The 14,354-nt window shown below is 40.6% G+C and carries 13 protein-coding genes and 8 tRNA genes; 20 read left to right on the forward strand and 1 reads right to left on the reverse strand.

From position 1 onward, the window contains the following. Positions 1 to 24: 24 nt before the first annotated feature. The gene (locus QMA12_RS02875) at positions 25 to 645 is read right to left on the reverse strand and encodes an arylesterase (RefSeq protein ID WP_290208567.1); all 621 of its coding nucleotides are present in this window, start codon (positions 643 to 645) and stop codon (positions 25 to 27) included. Here QMA12_RS02875 and QMA12_RS02880 point away from each other — a divergent pair, their 5' ends adjacent. The 20 genes from QMA12_RS02880 (at position 646) to nadA (ending at position 14,313) form a co-directional block, all read left to right on the forward strand. Continuing rightward, positions 646 to 1,359: an ABC transporter ATP-binding protein gene (locus tag QMA12_RS02880; protein WP_087534453.1), complete on the forward strand. Its 714-nt coding sequence runs from the start codon at positions 646 to 648 to the stop codon at positions 1,357 to 1,359. Further along, complete coding sequence (locus QMA12_RS02885; protein WP_290208566.1) at positions 1,349 to 3,850, forward strand: FtsX-like permease family protein; 2,502 nt, start codon at positions 1,349 to 1,351, stop codon at positions 3,848 to 3,850. The genes QMA12_RS02880 and QMA12_RS02885 overlap by 11 nt, the downstream gene beginning before the upstream one ends. Positions 3,851 to 3,998: 148 nt before the next feature. After that, complete coding sequence (gene ruvC, locus QMA12_RS02890) at positions 3,999 to 4,523, forward strand: crossover junction endodeoxyribonuclease RuvC (RefSeq protein WP_290208565.1); 525 nt, start codon at positions 3,999 to 4,001, stop codon at positions 4,521 to 4,523. A 2-nt stretch (positions 4,524 to 4,525) separates the two neighbouring features. Next, entirely contained in the window at positions 4,526 to 5,146 is a 621-nt protein-coding gene (ruvA, locus tag QMA12_RS02895; protein WP_290208564.1) for a Holliday junction branch migration protein RuvA, read from the forward strand. A 7-nt stretch (positions 5,147 to 5,153) separates the two neighbouring features. After that, complete coding sequence (gene ruvB / locus QMA12_RS02900) at positions 5,154 to 6,161, forward strand: Holliday junction branch migration DNA helicase RuvB (protein ID WP_087534449.1); 1,008 nt, start codon at positions 5,154 to 5,156, stop codon at positions 6,159 to 6,161. A gap of 892 nt (positions 6,162 to 7,053) precedes the next feature. Continuing rightward, positions 7,054 to 7,755, forward strand: a complete 702-nt coding sequence (tolQ, locus tag QMA12_RS02905; protein ID WP_087534448.1) for a protein TolQ — start codon at positions 7,054 to 7,056, stop codon at positions 7,753 to 7,755. Continuing rightward, the gene (gene tolR, locus QMA12_RS02910) at positions 7,742 to 8,176 is read left to right on the forward strand and encodes a protein TolR (protein ID WP_290208563.1); all 435 of its coding nucleotides are present in this window, start codon (positions 7,742 to 7,744) and stop codon (positions 8,174 to 8,176) included. Before tolQ ends, tolR begins: the two co-directional genes overlap by 14 nt. Before the next feature lies 1 nt (position 8,177). Next, complete coding sequence (tolA, locus tag QMA12_RS02915) at positions 8,178 to 9,107, forward strand: cell envelope integrity protein TolA (RefSeq protein ID WP_087534446.1); 930 nt, start codon at positions 8,178 to 8,180, stop codon at positions 9,105 to 9,107. A gap of 9 nt (positions 9,108 to 9,116) precedes the next feature. Further along, a complete protein-coding gene (gene tolB / locus QMA12_RS02920) occupies positions 9,117 to 10,475 on the forward strand; it encodes a Tol-Pal system beta propeller repeat protein TolB (RefSeq protein WP_087534445.1) in 1,359 nt (452 codons plus the stop codon). A gap of 34 nt (positions 10,476 to 10,509) precedes the next feature. Further along, on the forward strand, positions 10,510 to 11,052 hold the full coding sequence (gene pal / locus QMA12_RS02925) for a peptidoglycan-associated lipoprotein Pal (RefSeq protein ID WP_087534444.1): 543 nt from the start codon (positions 10,510 to 10,512) through the stop codon (positions 11,050 to 11,052). 13 nt (positions 11,053 to 11,065) lie between these two features. After that, the gene (gene ybgF / locus QMA12_RS02930) at positions 11,066 to 11,818 is read left to right on the forward strand and encodes a tol-pal system protein YbgF (protein ID WP_087534443.1); all 753 of its coding nucleotides are present in this window, start codon (positions 11,066 to 11,068) and stop codon (positions 11,816 to 11,818) included. Between the two features lie 168 nt (positions 11,819 to 11,986). Next, positions 11,987 to 12,062: transfer RNA gene (locus QMA12_RS02935), tRNA-Lys, on the forward strand. Between the two features lie 90 nt (positions 12,063 to 12,152). After that, positions 12,153 to 12,228, forward strand: a tRNA-Lys gene (locus QMA12_RS02940). 78 nt (positions 12,229 to 12,306) lie between these two features. Further along, positions 12,307 to 12,382 (forward strand) — tRNA-Lys (locus tag QMA12_RS02945). Positions 12,383 to 12,461: 79 nt separating this feature from the next. Continuing rightward, a tRNA-Lys gene (locus QMA12_RS02950) sits at positions 12,462 to 12,537 on the forward strand. A gap of 77 nt (positions 12,538 to 12,614) precedes the next feature. Next, a tRNA-Lys gene (locus QMA12_RS02955) sits at positions 12,615 to 12,690 on the forward strand. A 77-nt stretch (positions 12,691 to 12,767) separates the two neighbouring features. After that, positions 12,768 to 12,843: transfer RNA gene (locus QMA12_RS02960), tRNA-Lys, on the forward strand. A gap of 84 nt (positions 12,844 to 12,927) precedes the next feature. Next, positions 12,928 to 13,003 (forward strand) — tRNA-Lys (locus tag QMA12_RS02965). A gap of 70 nt (positions 13,004 to 13,073) precedes the next feature. Further along, positions 13,074 to 13,149, forward strand: a tRNA-Lys gene (locus QMA12_RS02970). 123 nt (positions 13,150 to 13,272) lie between these two features. After that, on the forward strand, positions 13,273 to 14,313 hold the full coding sequence (nadA, locus tag QMA12_RS02975; RefSeq protein ID WP_290208562.1) for a quinolinate synthase NadA: 1,041 nt from the start codon (positions 13,273 to 13,275) through the stop codon (positions 14,311 to 14,313). Positions 14,314 to 14,354 lie beyond the last annotated feature (41 nt).

Here is a 14,354-nt window from a genome sequence, read left to right on the forward strand (position 1 = left end):
AAATCACTTAGCTCTAATAAAATATTAGTCATCTAACCAATCATTGATCGATTTATACATCTCATCTCGTAGTATTGGTTGGGCTGTTTTGTTAGGGTGTATATTATCGTTCTGCATCAAACTGTTATCTGTTGCTACTTTAAGTACGAAAAAAGGCATCAAGTAGCTGTTTGTTTCATCTGCGATTTTTGTAAAGCTTTCAGTGAACATACCTGTGTAACGTGGTCCATAGTTAGGAGGAATATGTATCTCCATAATCGCCACTTGTGCATCGGTTTGTTTACTGGTTTGCACGAGAGACGTCAAATTGTCTTGCAGCTTTTTAATCGGGAAGCCACGCAGGCCGTCATTGCCGCCAAGTTCAATAAGTACATGGCTAGGGCTGAATTCATTTAGTAGGCCTTCTAAACGACGTAGAGCGCCGCCGGTGGTTTCCCCGCTAATGCTGGCATTTATAAGCTGTACATTTGCTTGCTCGGCGTCGTATTTATCTTGTAACAATTTAACCCAGCCTTGCTCTTGTTTTAACCCGTAGGCGGCACTTAAACTGTCTCCTAAAATTAAAATTGTGTTGTCAGCTGCTGCAGTAAGTGGTTTGATTACTAACAGTAAAACGAATATAAAACGTAGGATTGAATGCATCATATGTCAGCGCTATCTCAATTAAATATTATTCAGGTTAATGGTCTTTCTAAAACGGTATCAACCCTTGAAGGGGATTTGCCCATCCTCAGTGACATCAGCTTTAATGTCAAGTCTGGCGATTCAGTTGCGGTTGTTGGTACGTCTGGCTCAGGTAAATCAACATTATTGAGTTTACTGGCAGGGCTTGACCAATCTAGCGAAGGTGAAATCTTTTTGGATGGCGAACCACTGCATTCATTAGACGAAGAAGCCCGTGCCGCACTAAGAGCTTCTAAAGTTGGTTTTGTATTTCAGTCTTTTATGTTAGTGCAAAGCTTAACTGCGCTTGAGAATGTGATGCTACCTGCTGAGCTTGCAGGGGAGCAAAATGCAAAGCAACAGGCGCTTGAGCTACTTGAAAAAGTGGGTTTGAGTCATCGTGTAGAGCACTATCCGTCGCAACTATCTGGAGGGGAGCAGCAACGTGTTGCGATTGCCCGTGCATTTATCGGCACGCCTAAGATTTTATTTGCTGATGAGCCATCGGCAAATCTAGACAGTAAAAATGGTAAAATGATTGAATCTTTATTGTTTGATCTAAACCAATCCCACGGTACGACGCTTATTTTAGTGACTCATGATGAAGCGCTCGCCCAAAAATGTCAGCACATTTTGCAGATCGAAGCGGGTAAGCTGGTAAAAGATACGAGTGAGGATGTGGCGAATGTGGGCTAAATTAGCATTAAAATTGTTTAGCCGTGAATTTCGTCGCGGCGAGCTAACGGTGATCTGCGCAGCTATTTCATTGGCTGTTTTAACCGTTTTAACTTTATCAATGGTAACTGATCGAATAGGCCAAAGTATTGCACAAAAGAGCAGTGCCTTTATCGCTGCAGACCGTGTACTGGCAAGTAGTCATGCATTACCTGATAATTATTTATCTGAGGCCGATAGCTATAATTTAAAAACGGCCAAACTAACTTACTTTGACACTATGCTTTTTGCTAATGATGAAATGCAATTAAGTTCCGTTAAAGCAGTGTCCGAGCACTACCCTTTAAAGGGTGAGTTAAAAATTAAATCATCTTTGACAGGCGACGTAGAAATTGCAACAAATGGGCCAAGTGTTGGTAACGTTTGGTTTAGCGAGTCTGTTTTTTATGCTTTAAACGTCAAAGTGGGCGATACAGTTGAGTTGGGCGCTGCGCAATTTACTATCGAAAAAGTATTAGTCGAAGAGCCTGATGCGCCTTTTAATATATTTTCAAGTAGCCGACGCGTACTACTCAACGAAACAGATATAGCAAAGACGCAAGTTATCCAGCCGGGTAGTCGGGTGTATTATCGCCAACTTTATGCCGGTGACGAAGGAGATATTAGCGATTTTTACACCTGGCTAAAGCCGCAAATGCAAGAAAACCAACAGTGGTATGGGGTAAAAGACAGACAATCGCCTATTGCTAATAGCTTAAACCGTGCAGAGAGCTTTTTGTTATTAGCGGGTTTGTTAGGAATCATTTTAGCAGCTGTGGCGATTGCCGTGTCGGCGAAACGTTATTGTGAACGTCAATATGACCCAGTAGCTATGATGAAAACCCTTGGTGGTAGCCGCACTACGATTCGAAAAATCTATTTACTGCATTTATCAATGGTGTGTTTTTTCTCAGTCGCTGTAGGTTTACTAATTGGGTTTGGTTTACAAGAAATAGCCACAGATTACCTTGCAAAATCAATGAATAACACGTTACCCGCTGCAGGTATAAAGCCATGGCTTGTGGCTATTAGCACCGGTGTGATTTGTGCGGTAATGTTTTCTATCAAACCGCTACTTGACCTATTCGATATACCGCCATTGAGAGTACTGCGCCGTAACTTAGGTGATAAGCTATTAGTAAGTAAAATACATTTAGCGATGTCTGGCGTTACAGTGTTTTTATTAATGTGGTTGTTTAGTAATAATTTAAAAATCACCGCAATTTTATTTATCTCTACTCTTGTACTGATTGGTTTATTATTTGGCTTGTCGCGATTAATTTTTGGTGGCGGTCGTAAACTTGGCTTGCGCCCAGGTAATAGTTGGTCGTTAGCGATAGCGTCTATTCAAAAGCGGGCGAATGCCAATGCTGTGCAGTTGATTAGTTTTTCATTGGCAATCAAATTGCTTTTGTTTTTAATTGTACTTAAGAATGACATGATCTCAGATTGGGAATCACAACTTCCCAGTGATGCGCCAAATGCTTTTTTAGTCAATATAACTGAAACTGAATTGCCTGAAGTCAATACCTTTTTGGCACAAAAAGATATTCTTGTTTCAGAGTTTTACCCCACAATACGTGGCCGTGTTAATGCGGTAAATGGCGAGCTTGTTGCCCGCGAAGTCTCACTTGAAGACAACGAGAAAAAAGATGAAGAAGCTCGCTCTGGTATTGGCCGTGAGCTTAATTTAACTTGGCTTGCAACACCGCCGGCCCATAATGAAATTATTGATGGGCAGTGGTTTGCTGATGGTGCGACTGCTGAGGCATCAGTTGAACAATCGATGCTTGATAGGCTTGATATTAAACTCGGAGACACGTTAACGTTTTTAATTGGCGCACAGTCGTTTGACGCGAAAGTAACCAGTGTACGCAAAGTAAACTGGGCGACATTAAAGCCTAATTTCTTTATTATTTTAAGCCCAGATGTTTTAGCCGATTTTCCTGCAACGTATATATCGTCAGTACGTATTGAAGCAGAGCAAAAACAAGATTTTAGTGAGCTTTTACGTACATACCCAACAATTAATGCGATTGATGTTGATAGCTTTGTTAAGCAAATTCGTTCTACCATTTCGCAAGTATCGCTGGCAATAGGCTTTGTATTAGCGATTGTTGTGTTATGCGGTGCTTTGGTTCTTATTTCTCAAGTGCAGGCAAGCCTTGGTGAACGGATGCAAGAAATTGTGATTTTGCGGACATTGGGCGCTAAAGGCCGTTTAATAAAAAATGCCACTTTGTATGAGTTTTTACTGCTTGGTGCTACTGCTGGGTTTGTTGCAGCGCTTATCAGTGACTTAGCATTATTTATTGTACAAAGAGAAATGTTTGAACTAGCAGGTAAATTACACCCGCATATTTGGTTAATTGGTCCTATCGCTGGCGGTGTATTTGTAGCTGCGTTAGGTTATTTAATGATTGCCCGAACTATGCGCAAAAATACACAAGGGTTATTGCGTTCATTGGCTTAAGTCTATAAATAAGCTTTCGAGTTGATTTTTTAAATGCCCGCATTAGCGGGTATTTTTTTGATTTATTTAAAATTAACAGAGCACTGGTAATTTATACAGTGCTCTGGCATTATTGCCATATTAACGATTAATAGGTGTAGGGTAGCGTTTGGCTATTATTTTAGGGATCGATCCCGGCTCTCGTTTAACGGGGTATGGTGTCATTGAACACCAAGGCGCTAAATTTAACTACTTAGGCAGTGGTTGTATCAAATTAGCTGAACACGAGTTTCCTATTCGATTAAAAATGATTTACCAAGGTGTTAGCCAGCTTATCGAGCAGTTTTCGCCAACTACGTTTGCAATTGAAAAAGTATTTATGGCCCATAATCCAGACTCAGCGCTAAAGCTTGGTCAAGCCAGAGGGGCTGCCATTGTGGGGGCATCAATGGCTGAGCTACCTGTGTTTGAGTATTCAGCTAGGCAGATAAAGCAAGCTGTAGTTGGGCACGGCGGGGCTGACAAGTCCCAAGTACAGCAAATGGTTAAAAATATTTTAAAGTTGCCAGGTACTCCTCAAGCTGATGCTGCAGATGCGCTTGCCATCGCAATCTGCCATGCACACTCTGAACAAAATTTAATAAAACTAGCGGGTAGTGCTTCAAAAACCGTTAGAGGAAGATTAAGGAAATAAATATGATCGGTCGCTTAAATGGTGTGTTAGTTGAAAAACAAGCGCCAGAAATACTCATTGAAGTCAGCGGTGTCGGGTATGAAGTAAACATGCCGATGACCTGTTTTTATGATTTACCGAATGTTGGTGAAAATGCCGTTATATATACCCATTTTGTGGTACGAGAAGATGCACAATTATTATTTGGTTTTAATAATAAAATAGAGCGAGCGTTATTTCGTGAACTATTAAAAGCAAATGGGGTAGGACCAAAGCTTGGGCTTGCAATTTTATCCGGTATGTCGGCGCAACAGTTTGTCAGTTGTGTAAACAATGAAGATGCAACCAGCCTAGTAAAACTACCTGGAGTTGGTAAAAAAACCGCAGAACGCCTGGTTCTTGAAATGAAAGACAGGCTAAAAGACTGGGGTAATGACTTATTCACACCATTTAGCGATAATGCAGTTATTGAACCGGTTGCAAACGATACGCTGGTCGCAAATAATGCAGCAGACGATGCGGTATCTGCACTCGTTTCTTTAGGCTATAAACTAGCTCAAGCACAAAAAACAGTTAAAGCTGTTGGTAAACCGGGTATGTCTACAGAGAATCTGATTAAAGAATCTCTAAAATCAATGTTGTGAGTAAACCATGATTGAAGCGGATCGTCTCATAGACGCAAGCGAGCAAAGTAACGAAGATGTTGTTGATCGTGCCATAAGGCCAAAATTACTGGCAGATTACACTGGTCAGCCTCATGTTAAACAGCAAATGGAAATATTTATTGAGGCGGCACGTAGTCGTAGTGAAGCACTCGATCATTTATTAATATTTGGTCCTCCTGGGCTGGGTAAAACAACGTTAGCTAATATTGTAGCCAATGAGCTAAATGTAAATATTAAAACCACCTCTGGCCCTGTACTTGAAAAAGCAGGGGACTTAGCGGCGTTATTAACTAACCTTGAAGAAGGTGATGTGTTGTTTATTGATGAAATACACCGATTAAGCCCACAAGTTGAAGAAATTCTCTATCCCGCGATGGAAGATTACCAACTTGATTTAATGATTGGTGAAGGACCAGCAGCGCGTTCAATAAAATTGGATTTACCAGCATTTACATTAATAGGTGCAACAACGCGTGCAGGCTCTTTAACGTCACCACTACGCGATAGATTCGGTATTGTGCAACGGTTAGAGTTTTATTCAATTGCTGACTTATCAACGATTGTTGGGCGCTCTGCACATTATTTAAATTTAGAAATGTGTGATGACGGTGCAACTGAAATTGCTAAACGCTCCCGTGGCACTCCTCGTATTGCTAATCGGTTATTACGACGTGTACGCGATTACACACAAGTTAAATCAGACGGTACTGTAAACGCGGAAGTTGCAGAGCTGGCCCTTAATATGATTGATGTTGATAAAAGCGGTTTTGATTACATGGATCGTAAATACTTACTCGCCATTATTGAAAAATTTATGGGCGGACCGGTTGGTCTGGATAATCTTGCAGCTGCCATTGGTGAAGAAAAAGAAACGATTGAAGATGTTATTGAGCCATTCTTAATCCAGCAAGGGTTTATTCAACGAACCCCACGAGGGCGTATAGTATCCGATAATGCTTATCACCATTTTGGGTTACTCCCCAAAAAAGATTGATTTTATAATACAGCTTTACGTCAGTAGAGCTGTATTTACTGTAACTTTTGTTTGGTACTTGACCAACTGATTGTCATCTATACAAACCTAAGATGATAATTAAAACTCACCATTAAAAATTCACATGTTGTTAAGCTAGAAACCTCTATCTTATGAACCAAAATTTGCAGGAGCGAGTTTTCTGTGGGCAAAAAAAAACCCGCATAAGCATGCGGGCAAACAACAAGTTGAAGGAAGTAATCCAGAGTATACAGCTTAATTAAATCATGTTTTATCATGAGTGCTTTAAGCGGTGTAATACGAAAAATCAGAATCATATTACGAAGAACTGGGCTTAATAGTGTTAGCTATTACTGCGCTAGCTCGGTATGAGTGAATAATACGTAAAAGCGATGTCTTGTTCAAACTAGAAAAATTTTATTTTCAGATTAAAAAAAGTAATATCAAAATTTTTTAATTTGTTTTATTTTCGCTCAATAAATTCATGAAGGTTATTTATCGCTATGTTATTTAAGGTTTTTAATGCTTTGTGTTTTATTGTTATAGATTAGTTTATTTTTGGCTAGTCTTAGTTCTTTGTTGGTTTTTGATTGTTTATGCACGGATAATGAATAAAGCAGGGGTTTTTATCGGTTTTTTGATATAAATAATCGAATAGTCTGTTGTTATATAATATTGTTGTTTTAACTGTAATCTATTATTTTATGTCGGTTGCACAATAAAGAGGCACTCAGTTGGGTTTTCACCGTTTTTTGCTGCTAATTCGTAGCAACAGCGTTGTCAGTTCACTGCGCAGTGGATACACTAGCCTGAACTATTGGCTATATTATTGGTCATAGTCGCACTTTATAAAAAGTACGACTTTAACAAGAAATTGAATTGGGAGTTTATTGTGGGATCAGGAATTAATTTTGTAGATTTAATCCTCGAAGCAAGTGTATTGGTACAATTAGTGATGTTAGCGTTAGTTGGCATGTCTATTATGTCATGGGCTATTATTTTTCAACGTAAAAAAGCTATTTCAGATGCGCTGTTAAATGCAAAGCGATTTGAGCAAAAGTTTTGGTCTGGTATCGATTTAAGTAAGCTCTACAATGAAATTTCGTCACGCAGCAGTGCTACTGGTATTGAAGCGTTATTTGTAGCAGGTTTCAAAGAATTTGCTCGTCATAAGAAAACCTCATTTCAAAGTGCCAGCATTGTTATGGAAGGTACCCATCGTTCGATGCGTGTTGCTTTATCACGTGAAATTGAAAAATTAGAATCAAGTTTATCTTTTTTGGCAACCGTAGGTTCAATCAGCCCATATATAGGTTTGTTTGGTACAGTGTGGGGTATTATGAATGCTTTTATCGCACTTGGTGAAGTTAAGCAGGCAACACTACAAATGGTAGCCCCAGGGATTGCCGAAGCCTTGATTGCAACGGCCATGGGTTTATTTGCCGCTATTCCTGCCGTTATAGCTTATAACCGCTTTGCAAATAGTGTTGAAAAACTTGAATCTCATTACATTAACTTTACCGAAGAGTTTGCAAATATCCTACACCGTCAAGCAGCTACACAAATAGAGGCAAAAGCGAATGTATCAGCGTAAGAAGCGTCGTCCTGTTGCAGAGATAAACGTAGTTCCTTACATCGACGTAATGCTGGTACTACTGATTATATTTATGGCAACAGCACCTTTAATTACTCATGGTGTTAAAGTTGATTTGCCTAAAATGGAAGAGTCTGATTTAGTTGATACAAAAGATACACCCCCTATTATTGCGTCAATTGACTCAGCGGGTAAGTATTATGTAAGTATTGGCACTGATCCAGAAGAGCCAATGGAAGCACTCGATGTTGCTGCGGTTATTAAACTACAATTAATGAAAAAACCAGAAACACCAGTGATGATTAAAGGTTCAGGTAAAGTATCTTATCAAGAAGTTCTACTATTAATGGATTTCTTAAAGAATGCGGGTGTACCTTCAGTTGGTTTGATGACTGAGTCATTTGAAGGAAGTAAAGGTTAATATGGGTGCTTCAGTAATAAAGTCAGTATTATTACATCTTGCAATTATAGGTGTGTTGTTTGGTACGGCAAATTTTCATACGCCAAGTCCAAAAGTGTTAGAAGTGACATTAAACTCTAAAGCTATGCCTGAGGTTGAAAACGCTGTGGCTGCGGTAACTGTTGATCAAAAAATGGTTGAGCAAAAAGTAGCAGAGCTAAAGCGTAAAGAAAATGAAAAAAAACGCGCTGAAGATAAGCGTATTCGTGATTTAGAGCGTCGAGCGTCTGATGCTCGTAAGCAGCGTGAAGCAGAATCAAGACGGATCAAAAAGTTAGAGCAAGAACGCAGAGCAAAAGAAAAAGAAACCGCACAAGCACAAGCTCAGGCTAAAAAAGCGCGTGAAATAGAGCAAAAAGAGCGTGCTAAAGCGCAGCAAGCCGAAAAGCAAAAACAAGAAGCTGAACAAGCAGCAAAAGCAGCTGCCGATAAACGCAAAGCTGAAGAAGATGCCCTTAAAAAAGCAGAAGAAGAGCGAAAGCGTCAAGAGTTAGAGGCTAAAAAACGTGCTGAAGCTGCTGAGCAAGCACGACAAAAAGCCTTGCAAGAGCAAATGTTGCAAGAGCAATTAGCGAAAGAGCAGGCGGCACGTAATAAAGTACGTCAGCAGCAGGTCGTTTCAGAAGTTGATAAATATAAAGCCTTGATAATGGCCCGTATTCAGCAAAACCTATTGATTGATGAGAAAATGAAAAATCAACAGTGTCGAGTTAATATACGTTTAGGTTTTAATGGCCTAGTGACTCAGGTCAAATCGTTAGGAGGTGATAAATTAGTGTGCGAAGCTGCACTTCGAGCCGTTCGCATGGCAGACACGTTGCCCGTATCGAAAGATAAAGATGTATTTGAGCAATTAAAAAATATTAACTTAACAATTAAGCCACAATTTTAAAGGAATGGTATGTTCAACCAGTTAAAAGCAGTTTGTTTAATTTTAGTTATTGGCTTTACAAGTGTAGCTAATGCTGCACTTGAAATTGTCATTACAGAAGGGATCGATGGTGCACGCCCCATTGCTATCGTGCCTTTTCAATACAATGGTGTGGGCCCAATACCGCAAAAACTCAGTGAAGTAATTGCCGCTGACTTAATGCGCAGCGGTAAATTTAAGCCTATTAGCATAAATGATATGCCACAATTACCGAGTAAAGACAGTGATATTGATTACTCAGCATGGGTCAATTTGGGTGTTGAAGCCATATTAGTTGGTAATGTCGAGCAACAAACTGATGGCCGTTATTTAGTGAGTTATGAACTTGTTGATGTTATTCGTGGCCAAATCACGGGTGGCGAAACTCAAATGATGAGTAACGGCAAACTTATCAAAAGCCAAGATCACGTACAAGAAGCACGTGAAAGTGTGATTTCTGAAACGGGTTTTAGACGGTACGCTCATCGTATAAGTGATGTTGTTTATGAAAAGCTAACTGGCGAACGAGGTGCATTTTTAACTAAAATTGCCTATGTAATCGTGCGTGATGATGAGCCTAAGCCATATCAACTAGTGGTTGCTGACTACGATGGTTTTAACGAGCAAGTGCTATTACGTTCAAAAGAACCGCTTATGTCACCTGCTTGGTCTCCTGATGGAACTAAGCTTGCTTATGTAACGTTTGAAAATCGCCAAAGCCAAATTTTTATCCAAGATTTATACTCAGGTAAACGTGAGCTGATAACCAGCCATGAAGGCATCAATGGAGCACCACAATTTTCACCTGATGGTACAAAGCTATTATTAGTATTATCTAAAGATAGAAACGGTGCCACTGAAGTGTATATGTTAGATATGCAAACGCGTAAAGAAACGCGTCTTACAAATCACCGTAGCATAGATACCGAGCCATCTTGGCATCCTAATGGTCAAGAAATCCTCTTTACCTCTGAAAGGGGTGGTAATGCTCAGATTTATAAGTTAAATTTACAAACTGGTAGGTCACAAAGAATGACATTCGATGGTGACATGAACCTTGCAGGTTCAATTACTCCAGACGGTAAAGAATTAGTGATGGTTAACCGAACTAACGGACAGTACCATCTTGCTAAGAAAGAGCTGGCTAGTGGCGCGTTTCAAGTATTAACACGAACGCGTTTGGATGAATCACCGAGCATAGCACCAAATGGCTCAATGATTATCTATAGCACGCTTCATAATAATAAACAGGTACTGGCGCTGGTATCAATGGACGGTCGCTTTAAGGCACGCTTACCTGTGCTAAACGGACAAGTAAAGGCACCAGCTTGGTCGCCATACTTGCAGTAATAATTGCTAGTTTACTCAATATAGGAATCTACTCATGCAACTTAATAAAATACTTAAAGGCCTGTTAATCGCTGTGCCAGTTATTACTCTAGCGGCTTGTAGCTCATCATCAGATATCGATGAAGGTGCTGCAAACCAATCAAACCAAGGAACTGTTGAACAAACTACGCAAAACGATACTGTAGAAGTAGCAACATTAACTCCTGAACAGCAAGCACAAGAAGAGCTTCGTGAGAAATATGAAGCGCTTCGTCAAGAGCAAGTAATTTACTTTGATTTTGATAAAGCGACTATTCAAGGTCAGTACGGCGAGCTTTTACGCGCACACGCGGAGTTCTTAGTACAAAACCCATCAGTTAAAGTACTTATTGAAGGTCATGCAGATGAGCGTGGCACACCAGAGTATAACATTGCACTTGGTGAGCACCGTGGTCAAGCAGTTGAAAAATACTTACAAAGTTTAGGTGTTTCAGCTAGCCAAATGTCAGTTGTGAGCTATGGTGAAGAGAAGCCAATGGTTAAGTCACGTACTGAATCAGCTTTCGCTAAAAACCGCCGTGCGGTACTAGTTTACTAAGATTAGAGACATTATGAAGCCGAAAATTATTTTGGCAGCCATGATATTGAGCGGGAGCACCCAAGTTTGGGCTGCTCCCGCTCCTGTTTCAGAAGCTGCAAGTTCACAATCAAGCATTGAAAAACGCCTAGCTGCATTAGAGAATATGATGCAGTCACGAAACTTATTACAAGTTGAATTACAGCAACAGCTAAATGTACTTCAAGATGAAGTTAGCCAAGTTCGCGGTATTACCGAAGAACAAAGCTATAAGCTTGAAAAAGTACTTCAACGCCAACGCGAGCTTTATCAAGAAATTGAAAACCGTGTTAGCCAAGCTTACTCACAACCTAGCCAAAGCGCTCAGCCCGATTATACCGAGCAAGCGGCATCACAAACAATAAGCTCTGACTTATCAGAGAACGAAGCTTATGAGCGTGCAGTGGCATTAATAATGAAGGATAAGCGTTACGATCAAGCTATTCCTGAATTTCAAACGTTCTTAACGACGTACCCAGAATCAGTGTATGCCTCTAATGCGCATTATTGGTTAGGGCAATTACTGACAATCAAAAATGATTCGGTGAAAGCCTCTGAACATTTTAGGGTAGTTGTTAACGAATTTCCTAATTCAAACAAGCGTCCTGATGCGATGTTAAAATTAGGTACTTTGTTACAAGAACAAGGATTAGCAGATCAAGCAACAAAAACCTTGAACGAACTGATCAACCAATACCCAAGTACCACTGCTGCAAAATTGGCCACAGAACGCCTAGCAAAAATGTAGAATGAGCTTGATTAGACTGCTTTTTGTCATAAGCGGTCTAAAATTGGTCAACTAGACATAAAAACTTAAAAAAAGAGACATTTTCTGTTGCACTCATTTTTTAAATAAGTATTATAAGCGCCCGCAGCAAACGAATGGTTCAACCACTCAAATTGCGGCAAAAAGAGCGGGTCATTAGCTCAGTTGGTAGAGCAGTGGACTTTTAATCCATTGGTCGATGGTTCAAGTCCATCATGACCCACCATTTTAAAGTTGGCTTTATGTTAACAATTTAATGGTCTTTTATCGGCGGATTTACGTATTGTCTAGTTACATTTAGTTGTAACGTCAGAGCGGGTCATTAGCTCAGTTGGTAGAGCAGTGGACTTTTAATCCATTGGTCGATGGTTCAAGTCCATCATGACCCACCATTCTTTGCTTGGCTTTATGCTAAAAGTTGAATGGTATCAATCGGCGGATTTACGCAGTGCAGATTGCACAATCAGAGCGGGTCATTAGCTCAGTTGGTAGAGCAGTGGACTTTTAATCCATTGGTCGATGGTTCAAGTCCATCATGACCCACCATTCTTTGCTTGGCTTTATGCTAAGAGTTGAGTGGTATCAAATCGGCGGATTTACGCAGTACAGATTGCACAATCAGAGCGGGTCATTAGCTCAGTTGGTAGAGCAGTGGACTTTTAATCCATTGGTCGATGGTTCAAGTCCATCATGACCCACCATTCTTTGCTTGGCTTTATGTTAAGAGTTGAATGGTCACATCGGCGGATATACGCAGTGCAGATTGCACAACCAGAGCGGGTCATTAGCTCAGTTGGTAGAGCAGTGGACTTTTAATCCATTGGTCGATGGTTCAAGTCCATCATGACCCACCATTCTTTGCTTGGCTTTATGCTAAGAGTTGAATGGTCACATCGGCGGATTCACGCAGTGCAGATTGCACAACCAGAGCGGGTCATTAGCTCAGTTGGTAGAGCAGTGGACTTTTAATCCATTGGTCGATGGTTCAAGTCCATCATGACCCACCATTCTTTGCTTGGCTTTATGTTAAGAGTTGAATGGTTAAATCGGCGGATTCACGCAGCAGCTACTTCAATCAGTAGTACAAGAGCGGGTCATTAGCTCAGTTGGTAGAGCAGTGGACTTTTAATCCATTGGTCGATGGTTCAAGTCCATCATGACCCACCATTCTTTTTAACATTGAATGGTTAAATCGGCGGATTCACGCAGCAGCTATTTCAATCAGTAGCACAAGAGCGGGTCATTAGCTCAGTTGGTAGAGCAGTGGACTTTTAATCCATTGGTCGATGGTTCAAGTCCATCATGACCCACCATTCTTGGTATTCCTTTCTTTTTATATTTTATTCCCTTTGAGTTCGTAACCACTACTGTTATTTAGCTTTATATTCTCGTATAATTCGCCCCATAAATGCACTGTAGATTTAAGTGGTCGAGAAATGAGTTTAGCTCAAACTATTATGCCTGAAGGATACATCTTTCCTCCTAAGCCAGCTCCATTGAATGTTGATGAGCAAGCGCAGTATAAGGCACGTATAAAACAACTATTAATTGATAAAAATGCGGTACTTGTTGCCCATTATTATACTGATCCTGAAATTCAAGCACTTGCTGAAGAAACCGGCGGCTGTGTCGCCGATTCATTAGAAATGGCGCGTTTTGGCGCAAAACATGATGCAGATATGATCATTGTTGCTGGTGTTCGCTTTATGGGTGAAACAGCTAAAATTTTAACGCCAAATAAAACCGTCGTCATGCCAACGCTTGAAGCAACATGCTCGCTTGATATTGGCTGTCCAATTGATGAGTTCTCGGCGTTTTGTGACGAGCACCCTGATCGTAAAGTGGTTGTATACGCCAATACTTCAACAGCCGTTAAAGCACGTGCTGATTGGATTGTTACTTCATCATGCGCACTTGAAATAGTTGAGCATCTAGATGAAATGGGCGAAAAGATCATCTGGGGCCCTGATAAACACCTTGGCGCTTACATTCAGAAGAACACTGGCGCTGATATGATCATGTGGGATGGCGCGTGTATTGTACATGATGAGTTTAAAACCAAAGCGCTTAAAGATATGAAAGCACTGTATCCTGATGCTGGCGTATTGGTTCACCCTGAGTCACCCGCTGAAATAGTCGCGTTAGCTGATGCTGTAGGCTCAACCAGTCAGTTGATCAAAGCGGCGCAAACAATGGATAACCAAAAGTTTATTGTGGCCACCGACCGCGGTATTTTTTATAAAATGCAGCAGCTATGCCCAGATAAAGAGTTTGTAGCAGCACCAACGGCAGGTGAAGGCGCAACATGTAAAAGTTGTGCGCATTGCCCGTGGATGGCAATGAACGGCCTCAAAGCCATTGAGGAAGCATTACTCGATGCAAGTGGTAAAGAAGTGTTTGTTGACATGGACCTTCGTGAAGGTGCACTCAAGTCGCTTAATCGTATGCTTGATTTCTCAGCATCATTACAGCGTTAATATCTCAAACGTTATTGCGAAAGGCCGTTAATTTAAAGATT

The sequence above is a fragment of the Pseudoalteromonas sp. APC 3893 genome (assembly GCF_030408095.1).
Taxonomy (GTDB): Bacteria; Pseudomonadota; Gammaproteobacteria; order Enterobacterales; family Alteromonadaceae; genus Pseudoalteromonas.